Annotated in this window: 15 protein-coding genes; 5 read left to right on the top strand and 10 right to left on the bottom strand. The window is 67.4% G+C overall.

Annotated elements, in window-relative coordinates:
- Window positions 1-100: 100 nt before the first annotated feature.
- Window positions 101-1231: a PAS domain-containing sensor histidine kinase gene (locus E5A74_RS11830; protein ID WP_135985108.1), complete on the top strand. Its 1131-nt coding sequence runs from the start codon at window positions 101-103 to the stop codon at window positions 1229-1231.
- Between the two features lie 242 nt (window positions 1232-1473).
- Window positions 1474-1863: a nucleoside diphosphate kinase regulator gene (gene rnk, locus E5A74_RS11825; protein WP_135985106.1), complete on the top strand. Its 390-nt coding sequence runs from the start codon at window positions 1474-1476 to the stop codon at window positions 1861-1863.
- A 39-nt stretch (window positions 1864-1902) separates the two neighbouring features.
- Here rnk and E5A74_RS11820 read toward each other — a convergent pair whose 3' ends face one another.
- A complete protein-coding gene (locus E5A74_RS11820; RefSeq protein ID WP_135985103.1) occupies window positions 1903-3375 on the bottom strand; it encodes a PQQ-dependent sugar dehydrogenase in 1473 nt (490 codons plus the stop codon).
- A 271-nt stretch (window positions 3376-3646) separates the two neighbouring features.
- On the opposite strand from E5A74_RS11820, the gene acnA reads away from it, so the two are divergent.
- Window positions 3647-6316 (top strand): aconitate hydratase AcnA, encoded by a 2670-nt coding sequence (gene acnA / locus E5A74_RS11815; RefSeq protein ID WP_135985101.1) that lies wholly within the window; start codon window positions 3647-3649, stop codon window positions 6314-6316.
- 244 nt (window positions 6317-6560) lie between these two features.
- Here the strand turns inward: acnA and E5A74_RS11810 are convergent, their stop codons facing one another.
- The 4 genes from E5A74_RS11810 to E5A74_RS11795 form a co-directional block, all read right to left on the bottom strand.
- The gene (locus E5A74_RS11810) at window positions 6561-7049 is read right to left on the bottom strand and encodes an FKBP-type peptidyl-prolyl cis-trans isomerase (protein WP_135985197.1); all 489 of its coding nucleotides are present in this window, start codon (window positions 7047-7049) and stop codon (window positions 6561-6563) included.
- A gap of 59 nt (window positions 7050-7108) precedes the next feature.
- Complete coding sequence (locus E5A74_RS11805; protein WP_135985099.1) at window positions 7109-7549, bottom strand: DUF6916 family protein; 441 nt, start codon at window positions 7547-7549, stop codon at window positions 7109-7111.
- 91 nt (window positions 7550-7640) lie between these two features.
- Window positions 7641-8507 carry an S-methyl-5'-thioadenosine phosphorylase gene (locus E5A74_RS11800; protein WP_135985096.1) on the bottom strand — a complete coding sequence of 289 codons (867 nt, stop codon included), beginning with the start codon at window positions 8505-8507 and terminating at the stop codon, window positions 7641-7643.
- A complete protein-coding gene (locus tag E5A74_RS11795) occupies window positions 8504-9925 on the bottom strand; it encodes an amino acid permease (RefSeq protein WP_135985094.1) in 1422 nt (473 codons plus the stop codon). Before E5A74_RS11795 ends, E5A74_RS11800 begins: the two co-directional genes overlap by 4 nt.
- 254 nt (window positions 9926-10179) lie before the next feature.
- Between E5A74_RS11795 and E5A74_RS11790 the strand changes: the two genes are divergently transcribed.
- Window positions 10180-10683, top strand: coding sequence for a rhodanese-like domain-containing protein (locus E5A74_RS11790; protein WP_166745771.1), 504 nt, complete (start codon window positions 10180-10182; stop codon window positions 10681-10683).
- Here E5A74_RS11790 and E5A74_RS11785 read toward each other — a convergent pair.
- Entirely contained in the window at window positions 10661-10999 is a 339-nt protein-coding gene (locus E5A74_RS11785; RefSeq protein ID WP_135985090.1) for a YciI family protein, read from the bottom strand. The two genes, E5A74_RS11790 and E5A74_RS11785, sit on opposite strands and share 23 nt — an antisense overlap.
- Window positions 11000-11142: 143 nt before the next feature.
- On the opposite strand from E5A74_RS11785, the gene E5A74_RS11780 reads away from it, so the two are divergent.
- Window positions 11143-11580, top strand: coding sequence for a DMT family transporter (locus tag E5A74_RS11780; RefSeq protein ID WP_135985088.1), 438 nt, complete (start codon window positions 11143-11145; stop codon window positions 11578-11580).
- Window positions 11581-11650: 70 nt separating this feature from the next.
- Here E5A74_RS11780 and E5A74_RS11775 read toward each other — a convergent pair whose 3' ends face one another.
- The 4 genes from E5A74_RS11775 to E5A74_RS11760 form a co-directional block, all read right to left on the bottom strand.
- The gene (locus tag E5A74_RS11775; protein WP_135985086.1) at window positions 11651-12406 is read right to left on the bottom strand and encodes a HEAT repeat domain-containing protein; all 756 of its coding nucleotides are present in this window, start codon (window positions 12404-12406) and stop codon (window positions 11651-11653) included.
- A gap of 96 nt (window positions 12407-12502) precedes the next feature.
- A complete protein-coding gene (locus E5A74_RS11770) occupies window positions 12503-13123 on the bottom strand; it encodes an Isoquinoline 1-oxidoreductase subunit (RefSeq protein ID WP_135985084.1) in 621 nt (206 codons plus the stop codon).
- The gene (locus E5A74_RS11765) at window positions 13120-15264 is read right to left on the bottom strand and encodes a xanthine dehydrogenase family protein molybdopterin-binding subunit (RefSeq protein ID WP_135985081.1); all 2145 of its coding nucleotides are present in this window, start codon (window positions 15262-15264) and stop codon (window positions 13120-13122) included. The genes E5A74_RS11770 and E5A74_RS11765 overlap by 4 nt, the downstream gene beginning before the upstream one ends.
- Window positions 15265-15267: 3 nt before the next feature.
- A complete protein-coding gene (locus tag E5A74_RS11760) occupies window positions 15268-15729 on the bottom strand; it encodes a (2Fe-2S)-binding protein (RefSeq protein WP_135985079.1) in 462 nt (153 codons plus the stop codon).

The following is a 15729-nucleotide window of genomic DNA, read 5'->3' as shown; positions in this document are numbered from 1 at the left end:
GACAGCAATTAAGGATAGGGATGAACCACCGCCCCGGCGCTGCGTTCTTGCCCCGCCGCGTATCGCGTAGTCCGGTCAACGCACTTGCTTGGGGGGGCTGATGCCCGGCGAATACGAGAAACAGCTCGAGGATTTGCTGCAGGTGCTCCGATCGACGCTCGCCGCCGAGGTCGAACGCATCGCCTCGGTCGGCAGTTTCGCTTTCGATCCCGTCACCAAGGTCTCGGCCTGGTCGGGCGAGCTGCGCCGCATCGTCGGCGTGCCCGAGACCGAGCAGCCCGGCCTCGAGGCATTGCTCCGGCGCGTTCATCCGGACGATCGCGAGATGCTGCTGCAGCTCTCCTCGCGTCCCGGCACGGTCGGCGAGAAGCTCCATTTCCACCAGCGCCTGCTCCGCGAGGACGGCGAGGTCCGTCACCTCGACGTGATCGGCGAGACGATCAAGCTGGCGCAGCACCCCAATCCGCTGTTCGTCGGCACGGTCCGCGACATCACCGAGCCGACCCGCGCCGAAACGCTGATCGCCGAGCATGAGCGGCGCCTCGGCGAGATGCGCAGCGAAGTGCTGTTCCTCGCCCGCCAGAGCGCGATGGCGACGATGGCGGCGACGCTGGCGCACGAGATCAACCAGCCGCTGACGGCGATCGCCAACTATGCCGCGGTGCTCGAGCGGCTGCCGTTCGAACCGGCGCGCGAAGCCGATCTCAAAGCTGCGGTGGCGGGGGTCGGCACCAGCGCGTTGCGCGCGGGCACGATCATGCGGCGGATGCGCGCGCTGATGGAGCGCGGCGAGGTCGTCCGCGAGAAATGCGACATGGACGATCTGATCCGCAAGGCGGCCACGCATCTCACGCTGCTGCGCGATCCGGGCGTGACGCTCGATCTGCACTGCGGCCGCTGCGCGTGGATCGATCCGGTCCAGATCGAGCAGGTCCTCGCCAATCTCGTCCGCAACGGGCTCGAGGCCGGCGACCTGAGCGGCACCCGCGCCGTGACCGTCACCACGGCGTGCAGCGGCCCCAAGATCCTCGTCTCGGTCGAGGATCGCGGCCCCGGCATCCCCGAGGACGCGCTCCGCGACTTCTTCGAGAGCCGCGCCTCGGCCAAGCCGATGGGCATGGGCATCGGCCTGTCGATCTGCAAGACGATCATCGAGGCGCATCGCGGCTCGATCTGGGCGGAGAATATCGAAAACGGCGCCCGGATCAGCTTTTCGCTGCCGGTGGCGTGAAGGGCGAACCCTCCCCCCGCGCGAGCGGGAGAAAGGGCGCCCCGTTTGACAACCCCGCCGTCAGCCCACATCCTCACGCCATGACGCTTCGCCGACAATTTCAGCGATACCACGTCCATGCGGGGCAACTCCTGGCGGGCAGCTAGCCCCGGGCTTCTCCTGGCACGCCCCGGAAGCCCGGGGATCGAAAACGAGCGCGTTCGCTCGTCGGCGACCAAGCCGTTATTGTGCCGGAGATTTCCATGAATACCCAGCGTAAGGCCGCTAGCCGGCCGCCCATCCATATGATCGACGCCGAAGCCGAGATGCTCGCCGATCTCGCGCTGAGCGTCGAGCGCCGCATGCCCGCGGTCAGCGCGCTGCTGCTGCGCGAAGCCGGACGCGCCCGTCTGCACCGTGCCGCCGACATCCCCGGAGACGTGGTGACGATGGGATCGCGCGTCGAGTTCGTCGACGAGACCCATGGCGTTCCACGCACGGTGACGCTCGTCTATCCGTGCGAGGCGGACATCTCCGAAGGTCGCATCTCGATCCTCACCCCCGTCGGCGCTGCGCTGATCGGCCTGCGCGCCGGCCAGTCGATCTTCTGGCCCGATCGCATCCTGACCGTGTTCGAGGTCCGCCATCCGTAGCGGCGCGATCCGGGGCCGGGGGAAAGACCTATTTTGGCCTCAGACCGCCGGTTCGATCATGTAAACCTCGCCGTCGGCGTCGATCAGGAACAGATAGCCCGGGAAGTCCTGGAAGATCCCGACCGGGTGATCGACCGTTCCGACATCGGGGACGAAATCGGCATTGCGCTGTTCGAAGCTGGTCGTCGGCACCGGCGCCCCGGTGAGCAGCGACGCCGTCGGCACCGACCAGATATTGCCGCTGGACCGGTCGCCGAACAGCGTTTTGCCGCCCAGCGCCGCGATCTCCGGCAGGCGGTAGAGCACGCTCGGGAAGATCGCGCTGCCCAGCGGCGGACTATATTGCAGCGCCGGTGTCGCATGGGTGAACCCGGCGGGGGGCGTGCCGGTGCCGGCGGCGGCACCCTCAAAATAGGGCCAGCCGAAATTGGGAACCGTGGCGCTCCCCACGACCGTGGTCGGCATAACGTTGATTTCCTGCCACGTCGGGCCCGAGTCGGTGATGTAGAGATTGCGGGGACCGTCTTCCCAGGTCAGCCCCGGTGCGTGCAGTCCCATTGCCACGACATAGGGATTGTGCGTCACCCCGTCTCCCGGGCCACAAAAACGCTGCGACCCGGGCCCGGTCACGCGGCAGTCGCCGAGGCGAAGCACCTTTCCGAGCAGCGAAAAGGGGTCCTGCGCATTGGCGGGCACCCCGCCGTCATCGGTGACCAGATAGATCGGGAAACCCCCGGCAAAGGCGAGAGTGCTGTGATATTGCCCATTGGCCGGGTGCGGGATGGTCATCCAGATTTGATAGGCGTCGCTGCCGGCGGTGAAACTGCGGACCTCGAGGTCGCCATTGCTCGCCGAGGCGAGATAATAGGGATGATTGAAGTTGATATCGATTTTGGAAAAATTGTCGGCGATCGCCAGAACCCCGCCATTGCCGGCAGTGGTGATGTTGCTCGCCGTATGCACCAGCGTCCGCTCGCCGGTGATATAACTCAGCCGATAGATTTTGCCGCCGCGCTCGGCGACGTAGATGTTGTTGGTTCGCGCCTCGCCTGACACGAAAACTGGATCATTTAGCCCGGTGGTCAGGCGGCGGAGGCGGATGCCCTCACGATCGTTCGTGACCGTGACCTGGAGATTGAGAGTCGCCGACAGGCTGGCGTCGCTGACGCGGAGCTGGACCAGATAGACATTGTCGCGATTGGCATCGCCCGGCAGCTCGAAATCGGGCTTGGCGACGAAAGTCAGGGCGCCTGCGGCGGTGATGGCGAAGCGCGCGGCATCGTCGCCGCCGGCAATCGAGAAGGTCAGCGGGTCGCCGTTCGGATCGGTGGCAGTGGCCTGGTAGATCGTGGTGGCGACCGCGCTGTTCTCGGCCACGGCTGCGGCGGCGGCGGAAGTGAAGCTCGGTGCCGCATTGGGGGGGGCCGGCGTGGGCGTCGGCGTAGGTGTGCCTCCCCCGCCGCTGTCACAGCCGGAAAGGAACAGCAACGTGGCAAGAGCGGCGCGCCGCATGAACCGTCTCCTTTATTTCTTCTGTGTTTAGCTGCGCGATCTTTGTGACGCGTGCAAGAAGCGAGGTGCGTGTTCTACCACCCAACGCACCCCCGCGGGCGTGCCGCTCCAACCGCGCACTGCCGATGCGCCTCCCCTTCCCCTCCCCCGCCCCCCTTGCTAAGGGCCCCCTCGAATCTCGCATTCGCACACTCCGGCGCGCCCGCGCGGTCTTTGTGACCTGCGTCCCCCGAGCGCCCGGGCCGGACAGTAAGAAAGGACCCCGCGCCCCATGACCGCCATCGGCAACGATACGCTCGGCACTCGCGATACGCTCACCGTCGGCGCGCGCAGCTATGATTTCTACTCGCTGCCCAAGGCGGCGAAGAAGCTCGGCGACATCAGCCGCCTGCCGTTCTCGATGAAGGTGCTGCTCGAGAACATGCTGCGCTTCGAGGACGGCAAGACCGTGACGAAGGACGATGCCCAGGCGATCGTCGATTGGCAGAAGGACGCGCGCTCGAACCGCGAGATCCAGTATCGCCCCGCGCGCGTGCTGATGCAGGATTTCACCGGCGTGCCCTGCGTCGTCGATCTCGCCGCGATGCGCGACGCGATCACCAAGCTCGGCGGCGATCCCGCCAAGATCAATCCGCAGGTCCCCGTCCATCTCGTCATCGATCACTCGGTGATGGTCGACGAGTTCGGCACGCCCAAGGCGTTCGAGGACAATGTCGTCCTCGAATATGAGCGCAATTCGGAGCGCTACGAGTTCCTGAAATGGGGCTCGAAGGCGCTCGACAATTTCTCGGTGGTCCCGCCGGGCACCGGCATCTGCCACCAGGTCAATCTCGAATATATCTCGCAGTCGATCTGGTCGTCGGCGGCCACGGACGGCAAGACGATCGCCTATCCCGATACGCTGGTCGGCACCGACAGCCACACCACGATGGTCAACGGCCTCGGCGTGCTCGGCTGGGGCGTCGGCGGGATCGAGGCCGAGGCCGCGATGCTCGGCCAGCCGGTGTCGATGCTCATCCCCGAAGTCGTCGGCTTCAAGCTGACCGGCGCGCTGCAGGAAGGCATCACCGCCACCGATCTCGTGCTCACCGTCACCCAGATGCTCCGCGCCAAGGGCGTGGTCGGCCGCTTCGTCGAATTCTACGGCCCCGGCCTCCACGCGATGACGCTCGCCGATCGCGCGACCATCGCCAACATGGCGCCCGAATATGGCGCGACCTGCGGCTTCTTCCCGATCGACGACAAGACGCTCGATTACATGCGCCTCACCGGCCGCCCGGACGAGACCGTCGCGCTGGTCGAGGCCTATGCCAGGGCGCAGGGCATGTGGCACGATGTCGACAGCGCCGAGCCGGTGTTCACCGACACGCTCGAGCTCGACATGTCGAGCGTGCGCCCGTCGCTCGCCGGCCCCAAGCGCCCGCAGGACCGCGTCAGCCTCGACAGCGTCGACGAAGTGTTCAACGCCGATCTGCAGAAGGTCTATCACAAGGACCGTCCGGAGCGCGCCGCGGTCGAGGGTGCCGAGCACGGCATCGGCGACGGCGACGTGGTGATCGCCGCGATCACCTCGTGCACCAACACCTCGAACCCGTCGGTGCTGATCGCCGCCGGCCTCGTCGCGCGCAAGGCGCGCGCGCTCGGCCTGACCCGCAAGCCGTGGGTCAAGACCTCGCTCGCGCCGGGATCGCAGGTCGTCACCGACTATCTCAACAAGGCCGGTCTCTCGGAGGATCTCGACGCGATCGGGTTCAACCTCGTCGGCTATGGTTGCACCACCTGCATCGGCAATTCGGGCCCGCTCGCCGAGCCGATCAGCCAGGCGATCAACGGCAACGACATCGTCGCCGCCTCCGTCCTCTCGGGCAACCGCAACTTCGAGGGGCGGGTGAGCCCCGACGTCCGCGCCAACTTCCTCGCCTCGCCGCCGCTCGTCGTCGCCTATGCGCTCAAGGGCACGGTGACCGAGGACATGTACGAGACGCCGATCGGCGAGGGCACCAACGGCCCGGTGTTCCTCAAGGACATCTGGCCCTCGAACGAGGAAGTCGCCGGGCTGATCGCCGCCAATATCGACGACGACATGTTCCGCGCGCGCTACGGCAATGTCTATCAGGGCGACCGGCACTGGCAGGGCATCACCGTCGAGGGTTCGGACACCTATCGCTGGCCCGCCGGCAGCACCTATATCCACAACCCGCCCTATTTCGAGGGCATGACGATGACTCCCGCCCCGGTGCAGGACATCATCGACGCCAAGCCGCTGGCGATCCTCGGCGATTCGATCACCACCGATCACATCTCGCCGGCCGGCTCGATCAAGGCGGACAGCCCGGCCGGAAAATTCCTTCAGGAACATCAGGTTAGCAAGAAGGACTTCAACAGCTACGGCGCGCGCCGCGGCAACGACGAAGTCATGGTCCGCGGCACCTTCGCCAACATCCGCATCAAGAACGAGATGGTCCCCGGAATCGAGGGCGGCATGACCAAATATCATGATCAGGTCATGCCGATCTACGACGCCGCGATGCGCCACAAGGCCGATGGCACGCCGCTGGTCGTGATCGCCGGCAAGGAATATGGCACCGGCTCGTCGCGCGACTGGGCGGCGAAGGGCACCAATTTGCTCGGCGTCCGCGCGGTGATCACCGAGAGCTTCGAGCGCATCCACCGCTCGAACCTCGTCGGCATGGGCATCGTCCCGCTCCAGTTCGCCGAAGGCGTGACGCGCGAGACGCTCAAGCTCGATGGCTCGGAGACCTTCACGATCACCGGCGTCGGCAATCTGCGCCCGCGTCAGGATGTCGAGGTCACGCTGACCCGCAAGGACGGCAAGACCGAGACCTTCCAGACCCGCTGCCGCATCGACACGGTCAACGAGCTCGAATATTTCCTCAACGGCGGCATCCTGCACTACGTGCTGCGCAAGCTCGCCGCATAAGAGGCGCCTTCGGGACAAAGCAAAAGGCCGCGGTGGCATCCCACCGCGGCCTTTTTTGCTGTGCGCTCGACGCGCGTGCCCTTCAGATTCCTCTCCCTGCCAGGGAGAGGCAAGGGGTGGGTTAGCGAAAGGCGAGGCCCGATGCCTCGCCTTTCGCTGCGGTGCCTGGCAAATGAGCCTTTGGGCGCGCAGACGCGCGCGCCCACCCCCTTCCCCTCCCTGCGAGCAGGGAGGGAGAGATAAATTACTGCCCCTCGATCCCCAGCAATTCGATCTTGAACAGCAGCGTCGCTCCGCCCGGGATCGGGCCCTTGCCCTCGGGGCCATAAGCGAGGTCGGAGGGCGAGGCGATCTCGATCGTGTCGCCCACGCCCATCATCGGCACCGCCAGCTGCCACGCCGGAATCAGCGCGCCGAGCGGGAAGCTCGCCGGCTCGCCGCGCGCGAACGAGCTGTCGAACTCGGTCCCGTCGATCAACGATCCGGCATAGTGGATCTTGACCACGTCCTGCACAGTCGGGTGCTTGCCGCGGCCGTCGCCCTTGATCCGCCGCCAGCGCAGCCCGCCGGGCAGCGATTGCCAGCCATCGGCCGGCTTCAATTGCGCCAGCGCCAGCATCTGCCGGTTATGCCAGGCGGTATCCTGCGAATGATCCTCGCCGCCGCCGACCTGCATCGCCACCGCCGCGGTGCACACGAATGCCGCGGCGATGCCGAACCCGATCCATTGCATCTTCTTCAAGCTGATCTCCGTCCCGAAAGCTTCGGGGCAGCGCATAGCGTGAAGCGCGGCTAGTTGAACAGCGCCTGCAGCATCGCCTTGCCGCCCTTGTCGCTTCCCCGGCTCAGGAACAAATCGATCGTCTCGCGCGACGGATGGGTGACCGCATAGGTCAGCTGGCCGGCGGGCGCGGCGCGCGTGTCGGTCTCGAACCACAGCGTGAAGGGCTGGAAGCGCGCGAGTTCGGCGGGGCGCTTCGGATCGCTGGCGGGGCGTACCACCGCGGAGAGCCTCGCGACGACCTTGCCCGCCTCGCCGGCGATCAGGAAGCTGGCGCCGACCTGGCGTTCCCATTCGGCGACTTCGCCGCGCGTGCCGATCGCAGGCGCGCCGCCTTCGCGCGCGGGACCTGCCTCGTGCCGGGATTGCGCCACTGCCAGCGGCGCGATGCAGGCGGCCGCGGTCCCGCCCAGAACGAACGCACGCCGCGAACTGCGACTCGAATCTGCCATGATGATTTCCCCCCGATCGGCGAAAGCTACCGCGATCGACGTCATGGCGCCAGAATCTTATCCGTTATGGAGCTTCCCGATCTCGAACACCTCAGCCCAGCGCGCGCCCCGCGACCGCGTCGAGCTTCGCCAGCAACGCCGGGTCGCGCGCCGCGGGTGCGGTGATCAGCGCGGTATCGAGGCAGGTGTCGATCGGCGAAGCTGCGCGCTCGGCGGGCAGGTTGCGCAGCAGATGCATCACCAGCCTGCGCGCCTTGGCCGCGTTGGCCGAGAGCTGCGCGATCACCTGCGCGACATCGACCGCGGCTTCGTCCTCGCGCCAGCAATCATAATCGGTGACCATGCCGACCAGCGCATAGGGAAGCTCGGCCTCGCGTGCGAGTTTCGCCTCGGGCATCCCGGTCATGCCGATGATCTGGCAGCCCCAGCTGCGATAGAGATGGCTCTCGGCGCGCGTCGAGAATTGCGGCCCTTCCATCGCCAGATAGGTGCCGCCAACCTGCGTGTCCGCGCCCGCCGCCCGCGCCGCCTCGGCCGCGAGGCCCGACAGGCGCGGGCAGACCGGATCGGCCATCGAGACATGCGCCACCAGCCCGCTGCCGAAAAAGCTCGACGGCCGCCCCTTGGTGCGATCGATGAATTGGTCGACCACGGTGAAGCTCCCCGGCGGCCGATCCTCGACAAGGCTGCCGACCGACGAGATCGCGAGCACATCGGTGACGCCGAGCCGCTTGAGCACGTCGATATTGGCGCGCGCATTGAGCTCGGACGGGCTGATCCGGTGCCCGCGCCCGTGCCGCGGCAGGAACACGACCCGGACATGCCCGACCCGGCCGACGAAGCAGGCGTCCGACGGGGCGCCCCACGGGCTCGCCATCTCGATCCATTCGCCGTCCTCGATCCCTTCGACGTCGTACAGCCCCGAGCCGCCGATGATCCCGATCGTCCAACCGTTCACATTGCCACCTTGTCCGCGTTGCGCCGCGCCCAGCCGAAATAGAGCAGCAGCCCGATCAGGTTCCATGCCCCGAACAACAGCTGGGTCTGATGCGGCAGGCTTATGAAAAGATAGAGACAGCCGAACGCCGCGCCGAGCCCGACCAGCCACACCGCCGGCGCGCGGAACGGCCGCACCGCGTCGGGCGCGCGCCGGCGCATCACCAGCATGCAGATGCCCACCGCCGCGAACGCGGTCAGCGTGCCGGCATTGGCCAGCGCGGCGATCTGGTCGATCGGGAAGAAGGCCGCGAAGAAGCTCACCACCGAAGCGGTGAAGATCGTGATCCGCACCGGCGTGCCGCGCCGCGACACGGTGGCGAGCTCGGCGGGCAGCAGATGGTCGCGCGCCATCACGAAGAAGATGCGGCTCTGGCCGTACAGAAAGGCGAGGATCACCGTCGGCAGCGCGATGATCGCACTCCCGGCGAGGAACGCCGCCACGCCGGGCCGGCCGATCTCGCGCAGGATCAGCGCCAGCGGCTCGGGGCTGTCGGCGAAGCGCGAATAATGAAGCGCCCCCACCGCGGCGATCGCGACGATCATGTAGATCGCGACGCAGACCACCATCGATCCGACGATACCGATCGCAAGATCGCGGCCGGGATTCTTCGCCTCTTCCGCCGCGGTCGAGATCGCGTCGAAGCCGTAAAAGGCGAAGAAGATGATCGCCGCCGCGGCCATCACGCCACGCTCGACGCCGTCGGCGCTCATGTGCTTGGCGAAGCCGAACGGCGCGAACGGCTCGAGATTGGCGTTGTTGAAATAGGGCAGCGCCACCGCGACGAACACCGCGAGCGCGATCAGCTTCACCACCACGAGGATTGCGTTGAGCGTCGCGCTCTCGCGCGTGCCGAGGATCAGCAGCCCGGCGACGAGCCAGACGACGAACAGCGCGGGCACGTTGACGCCCCATTGCACGACCTGCCAGCCGTCCATCTGCGGGCCGTGGGTCAGCATGCCCGGCACGCCCATCCCGGTCAGGAACGGCGTCGCATAGCCCGACCAGCCGACCGCGACCGTGCCGACGACGAGGGTGTACTCGGCGAGCAGGCTCCAGCCGATCACCCAGGCGACGATCTCGCCGAGCACGACATAGCTATAGGTATAGGCGCTGCCCGAGGCGGGGATCATCGTTGCCATCTCGGCATAAGCGAGCGCGGCGCAGGCGCAGATCGCTCCCGCGACGACGAAGGACAGGATCACCGCGGGCCCGGCGCGATCGGCGCCCACGCCGATCAGGGTGAGGATCCCGGTGCCGACGATCGCGCCGACGCCGAGCGCGACGAGATGCGGCCACGACAGCGTGCGCTGGAGGCGGTGGCTCTCCGGCCGATCCTCCTCCGCGACGATCCGCTTCAGGCGAAACAGGCTGGCCATGGAATCTCCCCTCTTGTTGGGAAGCGGTGATAGCGCCGCCGGTGACGCGCGCAAACGCGTTCATCGCCCGTGCAGGGCCGATGCACGACGCTGTGCACCAATCCTCCCCCGCGAAGCGGGGGAGGGGGACCACGAAGTGGTGGAGGGGCGTCTCCGCAGACGCGTCGCTTGCGGCCAAGCCCCCTCCGTCACGCTACGCGTGCCACCTCCCCCGCTTCGCGAGGGAGGATTTGATGGATATGAAGGAGTATCCCATGCTGCTCCCCGCCCTCGCCCTGCTCTTCGCTGCCCCAGAGGATCGCGCCCCCAATCCGCAGATCGACTATGCCGGCTTCGCCACGCTCACCGGCGACGTTCGCTCGGTGCGCGCGCGGAGACTGCTCGATCTCGCCGCGTTCACGGCCAAGGCCGGGGAGAAGGGCGCGCTGATCCTCGACGCGCGCTCGGCGGACAAGTTCGCCGCCGGCCATATCGACGGCGCAGTCAACCTGCCGCTCACCGACTTCACCGCCGAGGCGCTCGCCGCCGCGATCGGCCCGAATCGCGACCGCCCGATCCTGATCTACTGCAACAATAATTTCTCGAACCACCGCGCCCCGGTGCCGCTCAAGAACCCCGCGCTCGCGCTCAACATCCAGACCTTCATCAACCTTGTCGGCTATGGCTATCCGAACGTCTGGGAGCTGCGCGACGTGGTGGATTTCAACGATCCGCGGGTCGGCTGGACGGCGGGCGCTAGCTCAGCGGGTCGTACATGAACGCGCGCAGCTCCTGCGCGCAGCGGCAGGCGACCGCGATCTTGCGCGCCCATTCGACCGCGTCCTCGCGGGTCGGCAATTCGAGCACGGTGAACCCGCCGTCGAGCCGGCTGCCCGGATAGATTTCGGCCGCGACCGCTCCGTCGGCCGAGACGAGTACCGGATCGACTCCCTCGTGGATGCCGCCGGCGAAGACATAGACGCCGGCCGCCTTGGCTTCGACGATCACCGCACGCGCCGCGTCGCCGACCGCCGGCAGTTCCTCGGGCGTGACCATCATCGCTTCGCTCGGAAAGGAGATGAGGTATTTGGTCATGCCGCGATGTTGCCGCGTCGGTCCGCAATCGGCAAGTCGCAGGCGCGCCGAGGCCGCGGATGGCTTTCGGCATTCGCCGAGCGACCCTATAGGTGCCTGACACGCCACCCGCGCTCGCTCCGGGCGCAATCTCCGCGGATCCGATGCAGAACATCCTCCCGATCATTCTCGCGCTCATCGCCGGCCTGTGCGTCGCGGTTCAGACCCCGAGCAACGCGATGCTGGCGCGCAGCACCGGGTCGCTGTGGCTGGCGGCCTCGATCTCGTTCCTCGGCGGCACCGCGGTGGTCCTCACGACATGGCTGCTGATCGATCGCACGCCGCTCGCCACGGTGCGTCAGGCCCCGCCCTGGGCGTGGATCGGCGGCCTGTACGGCGCCTTCTTCGTCGCCGCGGTCGCCTTCGCCGCGCCGCGGCTGGGGCTGGCGCTCACCCTCACCCTGACGATCGGCGCGCAGCTGACCACTGCGGTGATTCTCGATCATTTCGGGCTGCTCGGCCTCGATCGCTCCCCGATCACCCTCGCACGCGTGGCGGGCGTGAGCTGCATTCTGCTCGGCGTGTTGCTGGTCCGCCGCTGATCGGGGCAAGCTGCCCGGATGCCGGCACTCTCTCTGTGGCGGCTACGGCGCGCGCTGAAGCAACATGCCGTCAAAGAATGCGACGCAGGCGATCGAGTAATTCCGACGTTTGCGCATCGCTCCCATCCCGTTCCCCCAGCATGGCGCCTGCTGCTTCCTTGAGGTCGAAGTCCTCCGGATTGGCTTCCAGCATGGTTATGAGGGGCGACAGCGCTCGCCTGTCCAGCTTGAGTGCGAGGCCGCAGGTCGCCTCATGGCGGACCACGTCATCGTGATCGTCGAGCCGCGCGGCGAGCGCGTCTCTGATCTCGGATGTGTCAGCGTTCGACTGGCGACCAATGCCAAAGACCGCCCAGTCACGGACGACATCGTCCGGATCATTCGTGAGCTGCACCAGCGCTTCGAGTGCTTGCGGGTTCGTGGCTACGCCCAGCACCATTGCAATGCCAAGGCGAATTCGCGCATCCGCATGGGTTCGCAACAGAGCGACGTATCCGGCAGCTCGATCCCGATCGAGGTGGCCCAATGCGGAGATCGCGGCATCGACGACGGCAAGGTCGCAATCTTCGAGCAAGGGCAGGACCGCCCCGAAGCATTCAGCCGGGAAGGTTCTTCCCGGGCACCCGAGCTGGCCGAGAATATCTGCGCCGCGCATACGCAGGAAAGCGTCGTCGGAATGGGTCAAGCTCACCGCTCGATCGAATACCTCCTTCGACCCTCGCCGATGAAGCTCTGGAATAGCGCTCCATGCCGCGTCGTCATCGGCTTGAAGCGCCAGCTCGAACAGGTCAGGTGTCGAGCGCGGATCGTTCGCGGGACTTGCCATATTTCTCAGCTCAAATGGTGGCTACCGACGTCCGCCATCGGGCATTCCCGCTTTCACGCCGACGTCCACACAAGGCCGGAGCCGCCAGCAACCCGCTTATCCCGCCGGGCACTTCGCCCCGCTCGCCACCCAGGCACGGGTCAGCTCGCCGAACTGCGCCTGCGTCCCCGGCACCGGGGTGCGTCCCGGCCCGGGGTTCCAGCCCCAGCCGACCAGCGAATCATGCGCGTTGTGCTCGGCGATCTGGTCGAGGCTCTTGCCGCCGTTGCGCTTGCGGTCCTTGATCTGCTGGCAGATCTGGCCGAGCGTCTTGCCTTCCCACGCCATCGCGATCGGCGCGGCATGCCATTCGGGATGGCCGGGAACGCTTCCCTTGCCGTTGGCGAAGGCGACGTTGCGCGGCCCGTGGCAGGTGCCGCATTCGAGCCCCGCCATCCCGCGATCGGCGGGCCCGCGCGACACCGGCGGATCGTGCGGCAGCTGCGCGTCGCCCTGCAGCGGGCGATCGGTGCGCGGATGGCAGTTCACGCAGCGCGGATGCTGGATCACCTTGCCCATCTCGGTAAAGATCGCGACCGAGCGCGCGCCCGGATCGGCGATGCCGGCAAAGGCGCTGACCGGCCTGAGCCCTTCCACCTTCTGCTCGCGCGCCTGTCCGGCGATGGCGATCCCGAGCGTCAGCGCCGCCGCGCCCAGCGCGAGCGCACCCGCCTTCATGCCCGGCCTCCCACTGCGAAGGGCAATCGCCGCACCGCCTTGCCGGTGAGCTTGCGCCACGCATTGGCGACCGCGGGCGCGATCGGCGGCAGGCCCGGCTCGCCCACCCCGGTCGGGTTCGCGTCCGAAGCGAGGATCGCCACCTCGACCGCAGGCATCTCGGCGATGCGCAGCGAGCGATAGGAGTCGAAATTCTCCTGCTTGACGATCCCGCCCTCGCCGAGCTCGACTTCCGAATAGAGCGCATGGCCGAGGCCGTAGCCGATCCCGCTCTCCATCTGCGCACGGATCACATTGGGATTGACTGCGATCCCGCAATCCACCGCCACCCAGACCTTGTGCACTTTGGGCAGCCCGTCGGCGCCCTTCGACACCTCGGCGACCTGCGCGACATAGGAGCCGAAGCTCTTCCACGCCGCAACGCCGCGCGCGCGGCCGGCGGGCGGCTTGCTGCCCCAGCCGGCGATCTCGGCGGCCCTGGCGAGCACGGCTCTGGTCCGCGGGTCCTCCATCAGTTCGAGCCGCCCCGCGACCGGATCCTTGCCCGCCATCTCGAGCAGCTGATCGACGAACGTCTCGACCGCATAGGCGGTATGGGTGTTGCCCACCGATCGCCACCACAAGGTCGGCACCCCGGCCTCCATGATGTGCTGGCCGACATAATGGTTCGCGAATTTGTAGCTCTCGGCGATGCCCTCGGTGAGCGCATCGTCGATACCCTTGTTCTTGAGCTCGGGCCCCTCCATCGGGGTGCCCTTCATGAAGCTCTGCGCCGCGACGACCTGATCCCAGGCGACGATCTTGCCCGAAGGATCGAGCCCGCCGCGCACGACATGCACCGCGAGCGGACGATAGCGCCCGCCGCGGATGTCGTTCTCGCGCGTCCAGACATGCTTGACCGGGCCCTTGCCCCACGCCTTGAACGCCAGCGCCGCCTCGACTGCGAACTCCATCGCCGGAGTCACCCGCCGCCCGAAGCTGCCCCCGGCGAATTGCTGGTGCAGCGTCGCCTTCTCGAACGGCACGCCGAGCGTCGCGGCGATCGCGGTGAGCTCGCCGACCTGAAACTGGCTGCCCAGCCACACGTCGAGCCGGTCGCCGTTCATCTCGAGCACCGCGTCGAGCGGCTCCATCGGCGCGTGGGCGAGATAGGGGAATTGATACACCGCCTCGAGCTTCTTCGCCGCGCCGCGCAGCGCCGCGGCGGTGTCGCCGGTCTTCTCGACCGGCTTGCCCGGGGTCTCGGCCGCCTCGGCGAACTGCGCATAGAGTTCTTCGGTCGTGCGCTTCTCGGCTTTGGACAGATCCCAGGTCACGTCGAGCGCGGCGACACCCTTGCGCGCGGCATAGCTGTCGCGGGCATAGACCACGACGCCGTGCGGGATCGTCTTGACCGCCAGCACGCCGGGCACCGCGAGCGCGGCGCTGTCGATCACCGATTTGACCGTGCCGCCGAACGCCGGCGGATGCGCGATCGCGCTGTGCACCATGCCCGGGCGCTGGATGTCCATCGTGAACATCGCGGTGCCGTTGGTCTTGGCGACGCTGTCGACCCTGGGGGTGTCGCGGCCGATCAGGGTGAACTGATCGGGAGTCTTGAGCACCGGCTTCTCGGGCGGCTTGAGCTGCGCCGCGTCAGCGGCCAGTTCGCCGAAGCTCGCCTTGCGCCTCCCACTCGACACCACGCCCTTCGACACCTTGATCGACGCCGCCGGCACGCCCCAGCGCTTCGCCGCCGCCTCGACCAGCATCGCTTTCGCCGAAGCCCCGGCGCTGCGCATCTGCAGCCAGCTATTGCCGATCGCAGTCGATCCGCCGGTGCCCATCGTCCCGAAAGCGAGGTTCTTGTAGAGCGGGTCGTTGGCCGGGGACATCTCGACGCGGATCTGGCTCCAGTCGGCGTCCATCTCGTCGGCGACGAGCGTGGCGAGCCCGGTCGCCGGCCCCTGGCCGAACTCGACATGCTTGATGATCACGGTGACGAGATTGTCGGGGCTCACCCGGACGAACGCATTGGGCGCGAAGGGCAGCCCGGATTGCGCAGGCGCGGCGCTCGCCGCCTTGCCCAGCGGCAGCGTCATGCCGAGCACGAGGCTCGCCGACTGGAGGAAATTGCGGCGGGTGGGCGTGATCGCGTTCATCGCTCAGGCCTCCAGCGCATGCGCGGCGTCGTGGATCGCCTGGCGGATCCGCACATAGGTGGCGCAGCGGCAGATATTCCCCGCCATCGCCGCGTCGATGTCCGAATCGCTCGGCTTCTTCTTGATCCTGAGCAGCCCGATCGCCGACATCACCTGCCCCGATTGGCAGAAGCCGCATTGCGGCACGTCGATCGCCACCCATGCGTTGTGCACCGCCTCGGCTTCCTTGCCCGCGACGCCCTCGATCGTGGTGACCTGGCGGCCCGAGACCATCGACACCGGCGTCACGCACGAGCGCCGGTTCTTGCCGTCGAGATGCACCGTGCACGCGCCGCACTGGGCGATGCCGCAGCCATATTTGGTGCCGGTCAGCCCGAGATGGTCGCGCAGCACATAGAGCAAGGGGGTTTCGGGATCGCCGTCGAACGATGCGGGCTTGCCGTTGAGCGTGAAATCGGTGGCCAT

Source organism: Sphingomonas naasensis, from assembly GCF_004792695.1.
Classification (GTDB): Bacteria; Pseudomonadota; Alphaproteobacteria; order Sphingomonadales; family Sphingomonadaceae; genus Sphingomonas; species Sphingomonas naasensis.
Note: the sequence above shows the minus strand (reverse complement) of the source record. Positions and strands in the feature narration are given on the sequence as shown.